General features: G+C 68.9%; 17 protein-coding genes. 9 read left to right on the top strand and 8 right to left on the bottom strand.

What is annotated here, in order from left to right:
* Nucleotides 1-79: 79 nt before the first annotated feature.
* Nucleotides 80-1099, bottom strand: coding sequence for an AI-2E family transporter (locus QM772_RS01575; RefSeq protein ID WP_415133490.1), 1020 nt, complete (start codon nt 1097-1099; stop codon nt 80-82).
* 54 nt (nt 1100-1153) lie between these two features.
* Nucleotides 1154-2197: a phosphoribosylformylglycinamidine cyclo-ligase gene (gene purM / locus QM772_RS01570; protein ID WP_415133488.1), complete on the bottom strand. Its 1044-nt coding sequence runs from the start codon at nt 2195-2197 to the stop codon at nt 1154-1156.
* A gap of 127 nt (nt 2198-2324) precedes the next feature.
* Here purM and hda point away from each other — a divergent pair, with 127 nt between their 5' ends.
* The 7 genes from hda (at nt 2325) to QM772_RS01535 (ending at nt 8028) form a co-directional block, all read left to right on the top strand.
* Nucleotides 2325-3011, top strand: a complete 687-nt coding sequence (gene hda / locus QM772_RS01565) for a DnaA regulatory inactivator Hda (protein ID WP_415139416.1) — start codon at nt 2325-2327, stop codon at nt 3009-3011.
* A 42-nt stretch (nt 3012-3053) separates the two neighbouring features.
* A complete protein-coding gene (locus QM772_RS01560) occupies nt 3054-3812 on the top strand; it encodes an HAD family hydrolase (protein ID WP_415133486.1) in 759 nt (252 codons plus the stop codon).
* Nucleotides 3809-5347 carry a polynucleotide adenylyltransferase PcnB gene (gene pcnB / locus QM772_RS01555; protein WP_415133484.1) on the top strand — a complete coding sequence of 513 codons (1539 nt, stop codon included), beginning with the start codon at nt 3809-3811 and terminating at the stop codon, nt 5345-5347. Before QM772_RS01560 ends, pcnB begins: the two co-directional genes overlap by 4 nt.
* A gap of 9 nt (nt 5348-5356) precedes the next feature.
* Complete coding sequence (gene folK, locus QM772_RS01550) at nt 5357-5845, top strand: 2-amino-4-hydroxy-6-hydroxymethyldihydropteridine diphosphokinase (RefSeq protein ID WP_415133482.1); 489 nt, start codon at nt 5357-5359, stop codon at nt 5843-5845.
* A 69-nt stretch (nt 5846-5914) separates the two neighbouring features.
* Complete coding sequence (locus QM772_RS01545) at nt 5915-6277, top strand: DMT family protein (protein WP_415133480.1); 363 nt, start codon at nt 5915-5917, stop codon at nt 6275-6277.
* An 81-nt stretch (nt 6278-6358) separates the two neighbouring features.
* Nucleotides 6359-7006 carry a DUF47 domain-containing protein gene (locus QM772_RS01540; protein ID WP_415133478.1) on the top strand — a complete coding sequence of 216 codons (648 nt, stop codon included), beginning with the start codon at nt 6359-6361 and terminating at the stop codon, nt 7004-7006.
* A gap of 11 nt (nt 7007-7017) precedes the next feature.
* On the top strand, nt 7018-8028 hold the full coding sequence (locus tag QM772_RS01535) for an inorganic phosphate transporter (protein ID WP_415133476.1): 1011 nt from the start codon (nt 7018-7020) through the stop codon (nt 8026-8028).
* Nucleotides 8029-8073: 45 nt separating this feature from the next.
* Here the strand turns inward: QM772_RS01535 and QM772_RS01530 are convergent, their stop codons facing one another.
* Nucleotides 8074-8520, bottom strand: a complete 447-nt coding sequence (locus QM772_RS01530; protein WP_415133474.1) for a hypothetical protein — start codon at nt 8518-8520, stop codon at nt 8074-8076.
* 126 nt (nt 8521-8646) lie between these two features.
* On the opposite strand from QM772_RS01530, the gene rpsP reads away from it, so the two are divergent.
* On the top strand, nt 8647-8907 hold the full coding sequence (gene rpsP, locus QM772_RS01525; RefSeq protein WP_415133472.1) for a 30S ribosomal protein S16: 261 nt from the start codon (nt 8647-8649) through the stop codon (nt 8905-8907).
* 7 nt (nt 8908-8914) lie between these two features.
* On the top strand, nt 8915-9481 hold the full coding sequence (gene rimM, locus QM772_RS01520) for a ribosome maturation factor RimM (protein ID WP_415133470.1): 567 nt from the start codon (nt 8915-8917) through the stop codon (nt 9479-9481).
* A gap of 1 nt (nt 9482) precedes the next feature.
* Here rimM and QM772_RS01515 read toward each other — a convergent pair whose 3' ends face one another.
* The 5 genes from QM772_RS01515 to QM772_RS01495 all read right to left on the bottom strand — a co-directional run bounded on the left by QM772_RS01515 (nt 9483) and on the right by QM772_RS01495 (nt 14016).
* Nucleotides 9483-9761 (bottom strand): septum formation initiator family protein, encoded by a 279-nt coding sequence (locus tag QM772_RS01515; RefSeq protein ID WP_415133468.1) that lies wholly within the window; start codon nt 9759-9761, stop codon nt 9483-9485.
* Between the two features lie 49 nt (nt 9762-9810).
* Complete coding sequence (eno, locus tag QM772_RS01510; protein ID WP_415133466.1) at nt 9811-11097, bottom strand: phosphopyruvate hydratase; 1287 nt, start codon at nt 11095-11097, stop codon at nt 9811-9813.
* A 90-nt stretch (nt 11098-11187) separates the two neighbouring features.
* A complete protein-coding gene (locus QM772_RS01505; RefSeq protein WP_415133464.1) occupies nt 11188-11478 on the bottom strand; it encodes a DUF1330 domain-containing protein in 291 nt (96 codons plus the stop codon).
* 4 nt (nt 11479-11482) lie between these two features.
* Nucleotides 11483-12340 (bottom strand): 3-deoxy-8-phosphooctulonate synthase, encoded by an 858-nt coding sequence (gene kdsA / locus QM772_RS01500; RefSeq protein WP_415133462.1) that lies wholly within the window; start codon nt 12338-12340, stop codon nt 11483-11485.
* A complete protein-coding gene (locus QM772_RS01495; RefSeq protein ID WP_415133460.1) occupies nt 12337-14016 on the bottom strand; it encodes a CTP synthase in 1680 nt (559 codons plus the stop codon). Before QM772_RS01495 ends, kdsA begins: the two co-directional genes overlap by 4 nt.
* Nucleotides 14017-14083 lie beyond the last annotated feature (67 nt).

The following is a 14083-nucleotide window of genomic DNA, read 5'->3' as shown; positions in this document are numbered from 1 at the left end:
AGCCGGCCGGGCGGCTCGCGCCCGCCGGCGTCGCGCCAGGCGCGCCGCAGGTGGTTGTCCTGCCGGAAGAGCCAGCCGCTCACACCCAGCCGGACGCCTGCAATTCCTTCTTGGCGTAGGCGTAGAACAGCGGCGCCGCCACCAGCCCGGCGGGGCCGAACACGGCCTCCATCACGAACATCACGCTCAGCAGCTCCCACACGCTCATGTGGGTGCGGGCGCCGACCACCTTGGCGTTGATGAAGTATTCGGCCTTGTGGATGCCGATCAGGAACGCCAGGCAGGCCAGCGCCACCAGGGGCGACACCGACAGGCCCACCAGGGTGAGCACGCCGTTGCAGATCAGGTTGCCGACGATGGGGATCAGCCCGGCGACGAAGGTCAGCAGGATCAGCGCCATGGTGTAGGGCAGGCGGCTGTCCCACAGCGGCAGCACCACCAGCAGGAACACGGCGGTCAGGAAGGTGTTGAACAGCGCGATGAAGAACTGCGCCACCACGATCTGGCGGAAGGTCTCGCCGAAGCGGTGCAGCCGCAGGTGCAGCGCGGCGGCCAGCGGCTTGAGCTGGCGCGCGCTGGGCCGCGCCGCCGCCAGCGCGCCGATCAGCAGGCCGACGTAGGCGAACAGCAGGCCGGTGAGCCAGGCGCGGCCCGTGAGCGCCAGCGCGCCGGCCTTGCTGGCCAGGTAGGCGGCGATGACGCGCTGCACCTCCTGCGCGCCGTCGGGCAGCTGGGCGGCGATGTCGGGCGGCAGCCGGTCGCGCAGCTCCAGCATGGTCCGGGCCATGAAGGCCAGCAGCTCGCGGTACTGGCCGGGCGCGTCGACGATCAGGCCGCGCGTGTGCGGCAGCGCCAGCGCGATCAGCACCAGCGGCAGCAGCGCCACCACGGCGGCGGACAGCCGGGGCGCCAGGCCGTCCCGGGCGCGCAGCAGCGGCCCCAGCCGGGGACTGAGCCAGCGCGTGGCCAGAAAGCCCAGGCACGCGCACAGCAGGCCGGGCAACAGGCCCTGCCACATGATCAGCAGCAGCGCGGCGCCGATCAGCGCGTAGCTGGCCAGCGCGGCGATCTTCGGGCGGGGAGCTTCGGGCGTGTTCACGATGACGGCTGCATATCCGTCATTCCCGCCTGCGCGGGAATGACGAGGTTTTCATCACGCCACGGTCACGGCCGGGCCGCCGGCGCGCGGGGCGATGCGGCCGATCTCGAACACCTGCTCGCCGGCCGCGCGCAGCGTGGCGGCGCAGGCGCCGGCCTGCCCGGCGGCGATCACCACCACCATGCCGATGCCGTTGTTGAAGGTGCGGTTCATCTCGCGGTCGTCGATGCCGGCGGTCGCTTGCAGCCAGGCGAACAGCGCGCTCTGCGGCCAGCTGCCCTTGTTCAGGTGCGCGGCCAGCGCCTCGGGCAGCACGCGCGGGATGTTCTCCAGCAGGCCGCCGCCGGTGATGTGGGCCAGGGCCTTGATCGGATGTTGTTGCAGCGCTGCCAGCACGTTCTTCACGTAGATGCGCGTGGGCGCCATCACGGCCTGGCGGAAGGGCTGGCCGTCCAGTGTCTGGGGCAGATCGGCGCCCGCGCGCTCGATGCACTTGCGCACCAGGCTGAAGCCGTTGCTGTGCACGCCGCTCGACGCCAGGCCCAGCACCACGTCGCCCTCGGCCACGCCCTGCCCGGTGAGGATCTTCGACTTCTCGACCGCGCCGACGGCAAAGCCCGCCAGGTCGTATTCGCCGTCGGGGTACATGCCGGGCATCTCGGCCGTCTCGCCGCCGATCAGCGCGCAGCCGGCCAGCTCGCAGCCCCTGGCGATGCCGCCCACCACGGCGGCGGCGGTGTCCACGTGCAGCCTGCCGCAGGCGAAGTAGTCCAGGAAGAACAGCGGCTCGGCGCCCTGCACCAGCACGTCGTTCACGCTCATGGCCACCAGGTCGATGCCCACGGTGTCGTGCAGGCCCCACTCGAAGGCCAGCTTCAGCTTGGTGCCCACGCCGTCGGTGCCGCTCACCAGCACCGGCTCCTGGTAGCGCCTGGGCACCTCGAACAGCGCGCCGAAGCCGCCGATGCCGGCCAGCACGCCTTCGCGCATGGTCTTCTTGGCGAGCGGCTTGATGCGCTCGACCAGCGCGTCGCCGGCGTCGATGTCGACGCCGGCGTCTTTGTAGCTCAGGGGGGCCGGGGAAGAGGGGGAACTCATGGGCTGGGGCGGCGGCGCTTAAAATCGGACTCTTGATTCTAGGCGCTGTGCTGGTGCAACTTTCATAGCGCCCACGCCTTTTGCAGGCTCCCATGCCCCCCAACTTCCCGTGTCCGCCGCCCGCCAGATGAAGCAGATCGCGCTCGACATCGGCCTGGCGCCCGAGCCCACGCTGGCCGGCTTCCTGGCCGGACGCAACGCGCAGGCGGCGCAGCACGTGCGCCTGTGGGCCGAAAGCGCCGGCCGCGCGCCGGTGCCCACCTACCTGTGGGGGCCGCCGGGCACGGGCAAGACGCACCTGCTGCGCGCCGCCCGCCAGGCGCTGCGGGCACGGGGCGCCACGGTCGGCTGGCTGGACGCCGCCACGCCCCCGCGCGCCGCCTGGAGCGATGCCTGGGACGCCGTGCTGATGGACGACGTGCACCTCTACGGCGCCGAGCAGCAGCACACCGCGTTCAACTGGTTCGTCAACGCCGTGGCGCCGGCCAGCGGCCGGCCACGCGCGGTGCTGGCCGCAGGCAGCCTGCCGCCGGCCGACCTGCCGGTGCGCGAGGATCTGCGCACCCGCCTGGCCTGGGGCCACGTGTTCGAGCTGCACGCGCTGCCCGAGCCCGAGATGCGCGCCGTGCTGCGCCAGGCGGCCGACGCGCGCGGCGTGTTCCTGTCCGACGAGGTGATGGGCTACGTGCTGGCACGCTTCTCGCGCGATTTGGGCAGCCTGATGCAGCTGCTGGACCACCTGGACCGCTACGCCTTGCAGACGCAGCGCGCCATCACCATCCCGCTGATCAAATCGATGCTAGAAAATGAATAGCTGTTCGCGCTTGACTGGCGGGCGCTGGAGGCCAATTTTATTGTGAAACTCGCCCTGTTCGACCTCGACCACACGCTGATCCCGATCGATTCGGACCATGCCTGGGGCGAGTTCACCACCCGCATCGGCTGGACCGACGCGGATGAGTTCAAGCGCCGCAACGATGCCTTCTACGCCCAGTACCAGGCCGGCACGCTGGACATCCGCGACTACATCCGCTTCACCACCGAGGCGATCCGCCGGCGCGGCGCCGGCGCGGCGGCCGAGGCGCACGCGCGCTTCATGCGCGAGGTGGTGGCGCCCGCCATCCGGCCCGAGGCGCGCGCGCTGGTCGAGCGGCACCGCCAGGCGGGCGACCAGCTCATCGTCGTCACCGCCACCAACGAGTTCGTCACCCGCCCGATCGCCGCCAGCTTCGGCATCGGCGAGCTGATCGCGGTGAACCTGGCGCGCGGCCCCGGCGGCTGGATCACCGGCGAGATCGCCGGCACCCCCTCGTACCGCGAAGGCAAGGTGGCGCGCGTGGCCGAGTGGCTGGCCGCGCGCGGGCGCGGATGGGGCGACGTGGAGATCACCTTCTATTCCGACTCGCCCAACGACCTGCCGCTGCTGGAAAAAGTCCAGCACCCGGTGGCCACCAACCCCGACGACCGGCTGCGCGCCGTCGCCCAGGAGCGCGGCTGGGCCGTGCTGGATCTTTTCATCGCCGGGCCGCCCCAAGATGAAAAAGCCCCCTCGGGGGGCAGCGCACCACGCGAAGCGGGGGAGCGTGGGGGCAATATTTCAAAGGCATCCCCATGATCAAGCAATTCATCGACAAGCTCATCGGCAAGGCCGGCGGCAAGCGCGGCCGCTTCGGCAAGCGCGTGGAAGTCGGCCCCCAGGGCCACGGCATCAACCCCGCGCTGGTGGACGAGCGCGCCGCCAACGTGGTGCGCACGCTGAAAGAAGCGGGGTACGAGGCGTACATCGTCGGCGGCGCCGTGCGCGACCTGCTGCTGGGCCTCAAGCCCAAGGACTTCGACGTGGCGACCAACGCCACGCCCGAGCAGGTCAAGGCGCTGTTCCGGCGCGCCTTCATCATCGGGCGGCGCTTCCGCATCGTGCACGTGGTGTTCGGGCGCGGGCGCGAGCACGAGGTGATCGAGGTCTCCACCTTCCGCGCCCACATGGACAACGCCGCCGCCGAGGCCGTCAGCGGCAACGAGCGCACCAGCAGGAGCGAGCTGGCCGGCATGAAGCACGCCGTCGACGCCAGCGGCCGCGTGCTGCGCGACAACGTCTGGGGCCCGCAGGACGAAGACGCCGCGCGGCGCGACTTCACCGTCAACGCCATGTACTACGACCCGGAGACGCGCGTGGTGGTGGACTACCACGGCGGCATCCCCGACGCGCAGAAGAAGCTGCTGCGCATGATCGGCGACGCCGCCACGCGCTACCGCGAGGATCCGGTGCGCATCATCCGTGCCGTGCGCTTCGCGGCCAAGCTGGCGGCCCTGGGCTTCAAGCTGGAGCCCAGGACCGCCAAGCCCCTCGTCGAGGCCAAGGCCCTGCTGGCCGACGTGCCGCAGAGCCGCCTGTTCGACGAGATGCTCAAGCTGCTGCAAACCGGCCACGCGCTGGCGAGCGTCGAGCAGCTCAAGAAGCTCGGCCTGGCGCGCGGCATCTACCCGCTGCTGGACCTGGTGGTCGAGCGCGCCGAGCTGCCCTTCGTCAAGGCCGCCCTGGCCGACACCGACCGCCGCGTGGGCGAGGGCAAGCCGGTGGCGCCCTCGTTCCTGCTGGCCTGCGTGCTGTGGCAGGACGTGCGCGATGGCTGGCAGGCGCGGCTGGCGCGCAAGGAGCACCCGTTCCCCGCGCTGCAGGACGCCATCGACGAAGTGTTCAACGCCCGCATCGGCGACGTCTCCGGCCGCGGCAAACTCGGCGCCGACATGCGCGAGATCTGGATGATGCAGCCGCGCTTCGACAAGCGCGTGGGCACCACGCCCTTCAGCCTGGCCGAGCAGCCGCGCTTTCGCGCCGGCTTCGACTTCCTGCGCCTGCGCGCCGACGTGGGCGAGGTCGGCGAGGAGCTGGCCGACTGGTGGCAGCAGTTCAGCCTGGCCGACGGCGGCGCGCGCGAGAGCATGGTCGAGCAGCTGCGCGCCGAGGCGCAGCGCGGCAAGAAGCCCGCGCCGCGCGTGCACCGCGTGCCGAAGGAGGGCGAGGCCGGCGCGCCGGCCCCCGAGGCAACGGCGGACGGCGATGACACCGCCGCGCCCGCCAGGAAGCGCCGCCGGCGCCGCCGCAAGCCCTCCGGCGCCGGGGGCGGCGCGCCGGATGCGGGCGAGTAGCCATCCTTCATGACCGCGGCGCGCGAGCCCGTCACCGCCTACGTGGCGCTGGGCGCCAATCTGGGCGACGCGCGGGCCACCGTGCGGCAGGCGCTGCGTGATCTGGCCTGGCTGCCGGACACGCGCCTGCTGGCGCAGTCCAGCCTGTGGCGCAGCGCGCCGGTCGATGCCGCCGGGCCGGACTTCGTCAACGCCGTGGCGGCGCTCTCCACCCGCCTGACCGCGCCCGCGCTGCTGGCCGCCCTGCGGCAGCTGGAAGACGCCGCCGGCCGCCGGCGCCCGTACCCCCACGCGCCGCGCACGCTGGACCTGGACCTGCTGCGCTACGGCGACGGCCGCATCGACAGCCCGCGCCTCACGCTGCCGCACCCGCGCATGGCGGCGCGCGCCTTCGTGCTGCGCCCGCTGGCCGAGATCGCGCCGCACCTGGTGAGCGCCGATGCCTTGCTGGCCGTGGCGGAGCAGGCCATCCGGCGCCTGCCGCTGGATGATTCATAAGAAAAAAGTGGCTCCAGCGCCCGCCAGTCAAGCGCCGGCAGCTATTACTAAGATAGTAGGAAGGCTCCCATGTCCACCCTGACCTCGCTGCCCATCCCCATGCAGACCGTGCTGCTGCTCATCGCCAGCAACGTGTTCATGACCTTCGCCTGGTACGGGCACCTGCGCAGCCTGGCGGCGGCGCCGTGGTACGTGGCGGCGCTCATCAGCTGGGGCATCGCGCTGTTCGAGTACCTCTTGCAGGTGCCGGCCAACCGCATCGGCCACCAGCAATTCAGCGTCGGGCAGCTCAAGATCATCCAGGAGGTCATCACGCTGGCGGTGTTCGTGCCGTTCGCCATGCTCTACCTCAAGGAGCCCTTCAAGCTGGACTACCTGTGGGCCGCGCTGTGCATGGTGGGCGCGGTGTACTTCATTTTCCGCGGTGGCTGAAGTCGGGTGGTTAAACTCGGGGCACTGTCATTCAACGGCTGTGTGCATGAAACCGCGCGGCCGCCGCAGGAGCCCTCACCGATGCTTTTCAGCAAGCTGTTGCCCAAGGAGGGCAATTTTTTCGAGCTGTTCAACCAGCACGCCGACCGCATCGTCGAGGCGGCGCACGCGTTCCAGCAGCTCGTGGCCAACTACGGCGACGTACACCTGCGCGCCAAGTACAACCAGGAGGTGGACAACGCCGAGCGCGCCGCCGACCGCGTGACGCACGAGGTCAACCGCCTGATCCACACCACCTTCATCACCCCGATCGACCGCGAGCAGATCCACGGCCTGATCAACCTGATGGACGACGTGGCCGACCTGCTGCAGGACTCGGCCGAGACCATGGCGCTGTACGACGTGCGCCACATGACCGACGAGATCGTGCGCCTGACCGACCTGTGCGTGAAGTGCTGCCAGCGCGTGCAGGCCGCCGTGCGCCTGCTGGGCAAGATCGCCGAGCAGACCACGGCCGAGGCCACGCTGAAGACCTGCGAGGAAATCGACCGCCTCGAATCCGACGCCGACCGCGTGATGCGCAGCGCCATGAGCAAGCTGTTCCGCGAGGAGCCCGACGTGCGCGAGCTGATCAAGCTCAAGGCCATCTACGAACTGCTGGAGACCGTCACCGACAAGTGCGAGGACGTGGCCAACCAGATCGAAGGCATCGTTCTGGAAAACTCCTGAGCGGGGCATAGATGGAAGTTGCCCAAACCGCCCTGTGGGTCGTCGTGGTGCTGGTCGCGCTGGCGCTGGTGTTCGACTTCATGAACGGCTTTCACGACGCCGCCAACTCGATCGCCACCGTCGTCTCCACCGGCGTGCTCAAGCCCACGCATGCCGTGGTGTTCGCGGCCTTCTTCAACTTCATCGCCATCTTCATCTTTCATCTGAGCGTGGCCGCCACGGTGGGCAAGGGCATCGTGCAGCCGGGCGTGGTGGACACGCACGTGGTGTTCGGCGCCCTGGTGGGCGCCATCACCTGGAACCTGATCACCTGGTACTACGGCATCCCGTCCAGCTCGTCGCACGCGCTGATCGGCGGCATCGTCGGCGCGGTGATGGCCAAGTCCGGCGCCGGCGTGCTGGTGGCCGGCGGCGTGCTCAAGACGGTGGCCTTCATCTTCATCTCGCCGCTGCTGGGCTTCCTGTTCGGCTCGTTGATGATGGTGGCGGTGGCCTGGCTGTTCCGCCGCACGCGGCCCGGCCAGGTGGACAAATGGTTCCGCCGGCTGCAACTGGTCTCGGCCGGCGCCTACAGCCTGGGCCACGGCGGCAACGACGCGCAGAAGACTATCGGCATCATCTGGATGCTGCTGATCGCCACCGGCCACAGCGCCGCCGGCGACGCCGCGCCTCCGCTGTGGTCCATCGTCGGCTGTTACGTGGCGATCGCGGCGGGCACCATGTTCGGCGGCTGGCGCATCGTCAAGACCATGGGGCAGAAGATCACCAAGCTCAAGCCCGTGGGCGGCTTCTGCGCCGAGACGGGCGGGGCGCTGACGCTGTTCATCGCCACCGCGCTGGGCATCCCCGTCTCCACCACGCACACCATCACCGGCGCCATCGTCGGCGTCGGCTCCACGCAGCGCGCGGCGGCCGTGCGCTGGGGCGTGGCGGGCAACATCGTGTGGGCGTGGGTGCTGACCATCCCGGCCAGCGCCTTCGTGGCGGCGCTGGCGTACTGGGTCAGCCTGTCTCTCTACTGATTTGATAGCTGCCAGCGCTTATTTGGCGGGCGCTGGCGGCCGATTTCATTGCGAAATCTTGCGCGCCTCCTCGATCTGGTACTCGAAGTAGCGCTGGAAGCTGAATGCCAGCGAGGCCATCAGCACGGCCGTGCCCACCAGCAGCGAGACGGCGACGCCGACCACCGTCAGCCAGTTGGTCTGGCCGGGCGGCGCCTCGGGGGCGGCCTGGGCGTTGAAGCGGGCGTTCCACTTCTCGGGCGCCATCAGGCCGTAGACGATGGCCGTCAGCGCGCAGGCGGCGATGGTGAAGCCCAGCAGCGGGATCAGCAGCCAGCTCCAGAGGTCGTCCTGGCCGAACTGCTGCACGCGCTCCACGCCGTACAGGCCCAGCGCGGTCGGGATCGGCAGCAGCCAGCCCGGCAGGTCGCCGAAGCCGCGCAGGTAGAAGCGGTGCAGGCCGAGCGGCCCGCCGAGGAAGGTGAGCCAGGTGGCCACGGTCTTGTTTTTCATCGGGCTATAATCATAGGCTTTTCGATGTGTCGCTGGCCGGGTGGCCATGTCGCGTGTCTCAGCATCGGAAGAATCTGGCGCCTTTTTATTGGATTGGGCGCCAACCACCACCCAGGATCCATCAACATGGTCGTTATTCGTCTCTCGCGCGGCGGCGCCAAGGCCCGCCCGTTCTACAACATCGTCGTCGCCGACAAGCGCGTGCGCCGCGATGGCCGCTTCATCGAGCGCATCGGCTTCTACAACCCCGGCGCCAAGGGCGGCGAGGAGGGCCTGCGCATCGCCCAGGACCGCCTGACCTACTGGAAGAGCGTCGGCGCGCAAGCCTCGCCCACGGTCGAGCGCCTGGTGAACCAGGCCGCCAAGGCCGCGCCCGCCACGGCCTGACGCTGCCATGACCCCCGGGCTGGAGCCGGCCGAGCTGCCGGCGGACGCGGTCGAGGTCGGCCGCGTGCAGGGCGCCTGGGGCATCAAGGGCTGGCTGCGCATCCTGCCCTACAGCGCCTCCCCGGAGGCGCTTTTTTCATCCAGGCGCTGGTTCCTGCTGCCGGCCGAGCGCGGGCCGAAGTCGCCCTTCGAGGGCGCGGTGCGGCTGCGCGTCAAAGAGGCGCGCGAACACTCGGATGCCCTCGTTGCCAGCGTACACGACATCGACGGCCGCGACGCGGCCGAGGCGCTGAAGGGTGCGCGCATCTTCGTGCCGCGCTCGTCCTTCCCGACGCCGGCCGAGGGCGAATTCTACTGGGTGGACCTGATCGGCCTGGCCGTGGTCAACCGCGATGGCGCGGCGCTGGGCCAGGTGACCGACCTCATGGCCACCGGCCCGCAGCAGGTACTGGTGGTGGGCTACGAGGAGGCCGGCCAGCCGCGCGAGCGCCTGATTCCCTTCGTCGATGCCTACGTGGACCAGGTGGACCTGGCAGGGCGCCGCATCACGGTGGATTGGCAGCCCGACTACTGAGTCACTGCGGCGAAACCTGCACGAAGATTTCGTTCGGTTTCACCATGCCCAGCTCCAGCCTGGCCTTTTCTTCCACGGTGCCGAGGCCGGCTCTCAGATCCTCGACCTCGGAGGCCAGTTGGTCGTTGGCCAGCTTGGCCTTGGCGTTGGCGGCCTGCTGGGCTTCGAGCTTGCGCTGCAGCCCGGTCACGTTGGGCAGGCTGCCGCGTCCCACCCACAACTGGGCGTGGATCACCACCAGCAGCACGATGAGGACGGCTGGGACGACGCGGGAAGTCATGTCCAAAAGCTGGCGGCGCGGTGTGAGGATGCTATAAGTTTAATAGAACTCAGCGCAGGTTGTAAAACGCCGCGCGGCCGGGGTACTGCGCCATGTCGCCCAGGTCTTCCTCGATGCGCAGCAACTGGTTGTACTTGGCCATGCGGTCGGAGCGGCTGAGCGAGCCGGTCTTGATCTGGCCGGCGTTGGTGCCGACGGCGATGTCGGCAATGGTCGAGTCTTCCGTCTCGCCCGAGCGGTGGCTGATGACGGCGGTGTAGCCGGCGCGCTTGGCCATCTCGATGGCCTGGAAGGTCTCGGTCAGGGTGCCGATCTGGTTGATCTTGATGAGGATCGAGTTGGCGACGCCTTTGTCGATACCCTCTTTCAGAATCTTGGTGTTGGTGACGAACAGGTCGTCGCCCACCAGCTGCACCTTGCCGCCGAGCTTGTCGGTCAGCAGCTTCCAGCCGTCCCAGTCGCCCTCGGCCATGCCGTCCTCGATGCTGATGATGGGGTATTTGTCGGCCCAGGCGGCCAGCATGTCGGTCCACTGCTGGGCGGAGAGATTCAGGCCGCCTTCGCCCTCCAGCACGTAGTGGCCGTCCTTGTGGAACTCGCTGGCGGCGCAGTCCAGCGCCAGCACGATGTCCGGGCCCGGTGTGTAGCCGGCGGCGGTGATGGCTTCGAGGATGAGCTGGATCGCCGCCTCGTGGTTCTCCACGCTGGGCGCGAAGCCGCCTTCGTCGCCCACGGCGGTGCTCATGCCTTTGCCGTCGATGATCTTCTTCAGCGCGTGGAACACCTCGGCGCCCCAGCGCAGCGCCTCGCGGAAAGAGGGCGCGCCGACGGGGACGATCATGAACTCCTGCAAGTCGAGGCTGTTGTTGGCGTGCGCGCCGCCGTTGATGACGTTCATCATCGGCACCGGCAGCTGGCAGCCGTTCATGCCGCCGAAGTAGCGGTACAGCGGCAGGCCCGATTCCTCGGCCGCGGCGCGCGCCACCGCCATCGAGACGGCGAGCATGGCGTTGGCGCCCAGGCGGCTCTTGTTGTCGGTGCCGTCCAGGTCGATCAGGGTCTTGTCGAGGAAGGCCTGCTCGGAGGCGTCCAGGCCCAGCACGGCCTCGCTGATCTCGGTGTTGATGTGCTCGACGGCTTTCAGCACGCCCTTGCCGCCGTAGCGTTTCTTGTCGCCGTCGCGCAGCTCGATGGCCTCGCGCGAGCCGGTGGAGGCGCCGCTGGGCACGGCGGCGCGGCCCATCACGCCGGATTCCAGCAGCACGTCGCACTCGACGGTGGGGTTGCCGCGGCTGTCCAGCACTTCGCGGCCGACGATGTCTACGATGGCACTCATGGCTTCAATTCCAGGAAGTTTAGAAATTTATATGAAATAGGGCTCCAGCGCCCGTCCAGCAAGCGCTGGCAGCTATCAGAAGTGTAGTATTCAGATGCCTTCGATCACCACCAGCCGCATGATGGCCGCGCCCTCGCGCGCTTGCCGCGCGCGCAGATATTCCGCCGAGTCGTAGAAAGCCTTGGCGGCCTCGAAGGAGGGGAACTTGGCGATCACCACGCGCTCGGGTTGCCAGTCGCCCTCCATCACCTCGAACTTGCCGCCGCGCACGCAGATCTCGGCGTTGTGCACGCGGAAGGCCTCGGTGGACCACTTCTTGTACTCCTCGTACTGCTGCGGGTTGGTGACGCTGACGTTGGCGATGATGTAGCCGGCGGGCATGGTTTCAGGCTCCAAAGTTGTTTTCGAGAAAACCGTTTTGCTTGGTCACGCCGTCCAGCGCGACCAGGGTTTCGAGCAGCGCCTTCATGTGCTTGAGCGGCACCGCGTTGGGGCCGTCGGACAGCGCGTTCTCCGGGTCGGGATGCGTTTCCATGAACAGGCCCGCCACGCCCACGGCCACGGCCGCGCGCGCCAGCACGGGCACCATCTCGCGCATGCCGCCGCTGCTGGTGCCCTGGCCGCCCGGCAGCTGCACCGAATGCGTGGCGTCGAACACCACCGGCGCGCCGGTCTCGCGCATGATGGCCAGGCTGCGCATGTCGCTCACCAGGTTGTTGTAGCCGAAGCTGGCGCCGCGTTCGCAGGCCATGAACACGTCGTCGGGCAGGCCCTTCTCGCGCGCGGCGGCGCGGGCCTTGTCGATGACGTTCTTCATGTCGTGCGGTGCCAGGAACTGGCCCTTCTTGATGTTCACGGGCCTGCCCGACTGCGCCACGGCGCGGATGAAGTCGGTCTGGCGGCACAGGAAGGCGGGGGTCTGCAACACGTCCACCACGGCGGCGACCTCGGGCACCTCGGCCTCGGTGTGCACGTCGGTCAGCACCGGCACATTCAGCTCACGCTTCACCTTGGCGAGAATTTCCAGCCCCTTGTCCATGCCCGGGCCGCGGAAGCTGGCGCCGGAGCTGCGGTTGGCTTTGTCGTAGCTGCTCTTGAAGATGAAGGGGATGCCGAGCGCGGCGGTCATTTCCTTCAACTGCCCAGCCACGTCCATCTGAAGCTGCTCGCTCTCGACCACGCAGGGGCCGGCGATGAGGAAGAAGGGCCTGTCCAGCCCCATGTCGAATCCGCACAGCTTCATTTCACCGCCTTCAGCGCCGCCGGCTGGCCCGTGCGCGCGCTCTGGTGCGCCAGCGCGGCGCGGATGAAGTCGTTGAACAGCGGGTGGCCGTCCCACGGCGTGCTTTTGAACTCGGGGTGGAACTGCACGCCGATGAACCAGGGGTGCACGGCCTCGGGCAGCTCGACGATCTCGGTCAGGTGCTCGCGCTGGGTCAGGGCGGAGATCACCAGGCCGGCCTCGCGCAGCTTGTCGAGGTAGTGCACGTTGGCCTCGTAGCGGTGGCGGTGGCGCTCGGTCACCACGTCGCCGTAGATCTTGTGCGCCAGCGTGCCGGGCAGCACGTCGGAGCTCTGCGCGCCCAGGCGCATGGTGCCGCCCAGGTCGGACTGCTCGCTGCGCTGCTGGATGCTGCCGTCCTTGTCCTGCCACTCGGTGATGAGGGCGATCACGGGGTGCGGCGTGGCGGGGTCGAACTCGGTGCTGTTGGCCTGCGCCAGGCCGGCGACGTGGCGCGCGTATTCGATGGTCGCCACCTGCATGCCCAGGCAGATGCCGAGGTAGGGCACCTGGTGCTCGCGCGCGTAGCGGGCGGTGGCGATCTTGCCTTCCACCCCGCGCGAGCCGAAGCCGCCCGGCACCAGGATGGCGTCGTACTTGGCGAGCTGCGCCACGTTGGCGGGGGTGATCGTCTCGGAGTCCACGTGGTCGATGGTCACGCGCGCGTGGTTGCGCATGCCGGCGTGGCGCAGCGCTTCGTTGACGGACTTGTAGCTGTCCGTCAAATCGACGTACTTGCCCACCATGGCGATCGTGACCTCGCGCTGCGGGTGCGCCACCTCGTGCACCAGCGCGTCCCAGCGCTTGAGGTTGGCCGGCGGCGTGTTCAGGCGCAGCTTGTCGCAGATCAGGCCGTCCAGGCCCTGCTCGTGCAGCAGGCGCGGCACCTTGTAGATGGTGTCCACGTCGGGCATGCTGATCACGCCCCAGGCCGCCACGTTGGTGAACAGGCTGATCTTCTCGCGCTCGTCCTGCGGGATGGCGCGGTCGGCGCGGCAGAGCAGGGCGTCGGGCTGGATGCCGATCTTGCGCAGCTCCTGCACCGTGTGCTGGGTGGGCTTGGTCTTCAGCTCGCCGGCGGCGGCGATCCAGGGCAGGTAGGTCAGGTGCACGAAGGCGCTCTGGTTGGCGCCGAGCTTGAGGCTGAGCTGGCGCACCGCCTCCAGGAAGGGCAGCGACTCGATGTCGCCCACGGTGCCGCCGATCTCGACGATGGCGACATGAACCGCGCCGGAGGTGCCGTAGCCCGCGCCGCGCTTGATGTAGTCCTGGATCTCGTTGGTGACGTGCGGGATCACCTGCACCGTCTTGCCCAGGTAGTCGCCGCGACGCTCTTTTTCGAGCACGCTCTTGTAGATCTGGCCGGTGGTGAAGTTGTTGCTGCGCTTCATCCGGCTGGTGATGAAGCGCTCGTAGTGGCCCAGGTCCAGGTCGGTCTCGGCGCCGTCGTCGGTGACGAAGACCTCGCCGTGCTGGAACGGGCTCATGGTGCCCGGATCGACGTTCAGGTACGGATCGAGCTTGATGAGGGTGACTTTGAGGCCGCGCGATTCGAGGATCGCGGCCAGGGAGGCCGAGGCGATTCCCTTGCCCAGGGAAGACACCACACCGCCGGTGACGAAGACGAATTTGGTCATGTCAGGACGAAGGCCATAAGCCTCCGCTCGGTGGGAAATGCCGATTATAGAAGCCGCTCCTTTTGCT

Origin of the sequence: Ottowia sp., from assembly GCF_047601385.1 — a bacterium.
Lineage (GTDB): Bacteria > Pseudomonadota > Gammaproteobacteria > Burkholderiales > Burkholderiaceae_C > Ottowia.
This window is presented reverse-complemented; position numbering and strand designations above follow the sequence as displayed.

Coding starts and splice junctions, on each gene's coding strand:
- purM (WP_415133488.1), bottom strand. CDS start 2,197: ATGAGTTCCCCCTCTTCCCCGGCCCCCCTGAGCTACAAAGACGCCGGC.
- hda (WP_415139416.1), top strand. CDS start 2,325: ATGAAGCAGATCGCGCTCGACATCGGCCTGGCGCCCGAGCCCACGCTG.
- pcnB (WP_415133484.1), top strand. CDS start 3,809: ATGATCAAGCAATTCATCGACAAGCTCATCGGCAAGGCCGGCGGCAAG.
- folK (WP_415133482.1), top strand. CDS start 5,357: ATGACCGCGGCGCGCGAGCCCGTCACCGCCTACGTGGCGCTGGGCGCC.
- QM772_RS01545 (WP_415133480.1), top strand. CDS start 5,915: ATGTCCACCCTGACCTCGCTGCCCATCCCCATGCAGACCGTGCTGCTG.
- QM772_RS01540 (WP_415133478.1), top strand. CDS start 6,359: ATGCTTTTCAGCAAGCTGTTGCCCAAGGAGGGCAATTTTTTCGAGCTG.
- QM772_RS01535 (WP_415133476.1), top strand. CDS start 7,018: ATGGAAGTTGCCCAAACCGCCCTGTGGGTCGTCGTGGTGCTGGTCGCG.
- QM772_RS01530 (WP_415133474.1), bottom strand. CDS start 8,520: ATGAAAAACAAGACCGTGGCCACCTGGCTCACCTTCCTCGGCGGGCCG.
- rpsP (WP_415133472.1), top strand. CDS start 8,647: ATGGTCGTTATTCGTCTCTCGCGCGGCGGCGCCAAGGCCCGCCCGTTC.
- rimM (WP_415133470.1), top strand. CDS start 8,915: ATGACCCCCGGGCTGGAGCCGGCCGAGCTGCCGGCGGACGCGGTCGAG.
- QM772_RS01515 (WP_415133468.1), bottom strand. CDS start 9,761: ATGACTTCCCGCGTCGTCCCAGCCGTCCTCATCGTGCTGCTGGTGGTG.
- eno (WP_415133466.1), bottom strand. CDS start 11,097: ATGAGTGCCATCGTAGACATCGTCGGCCGCGAAGTGCTGGACAGCCGC.
- QM772_RS01505 (WP_415133464.1), bottom strand. CDS start 11,478: ATGCCCGCCGGCTACATCATCGCCAACGTCAGCGTCACCAACCCGCAG.
- kdsA (WP_415133462.1), bottom strand. CDS start 12,340: ATGAAGCTGTGCGGATTCGACATGGGGCTGGACAGGCCCTTCTTCCTC.
- QM772_RS01495 (WP_415133460.1), bottom strand. CDS start 14,016: ATGACCAAATTCGTCTTCGTCACCGGCGGTGTGGTGTCTTCCCTGGGC.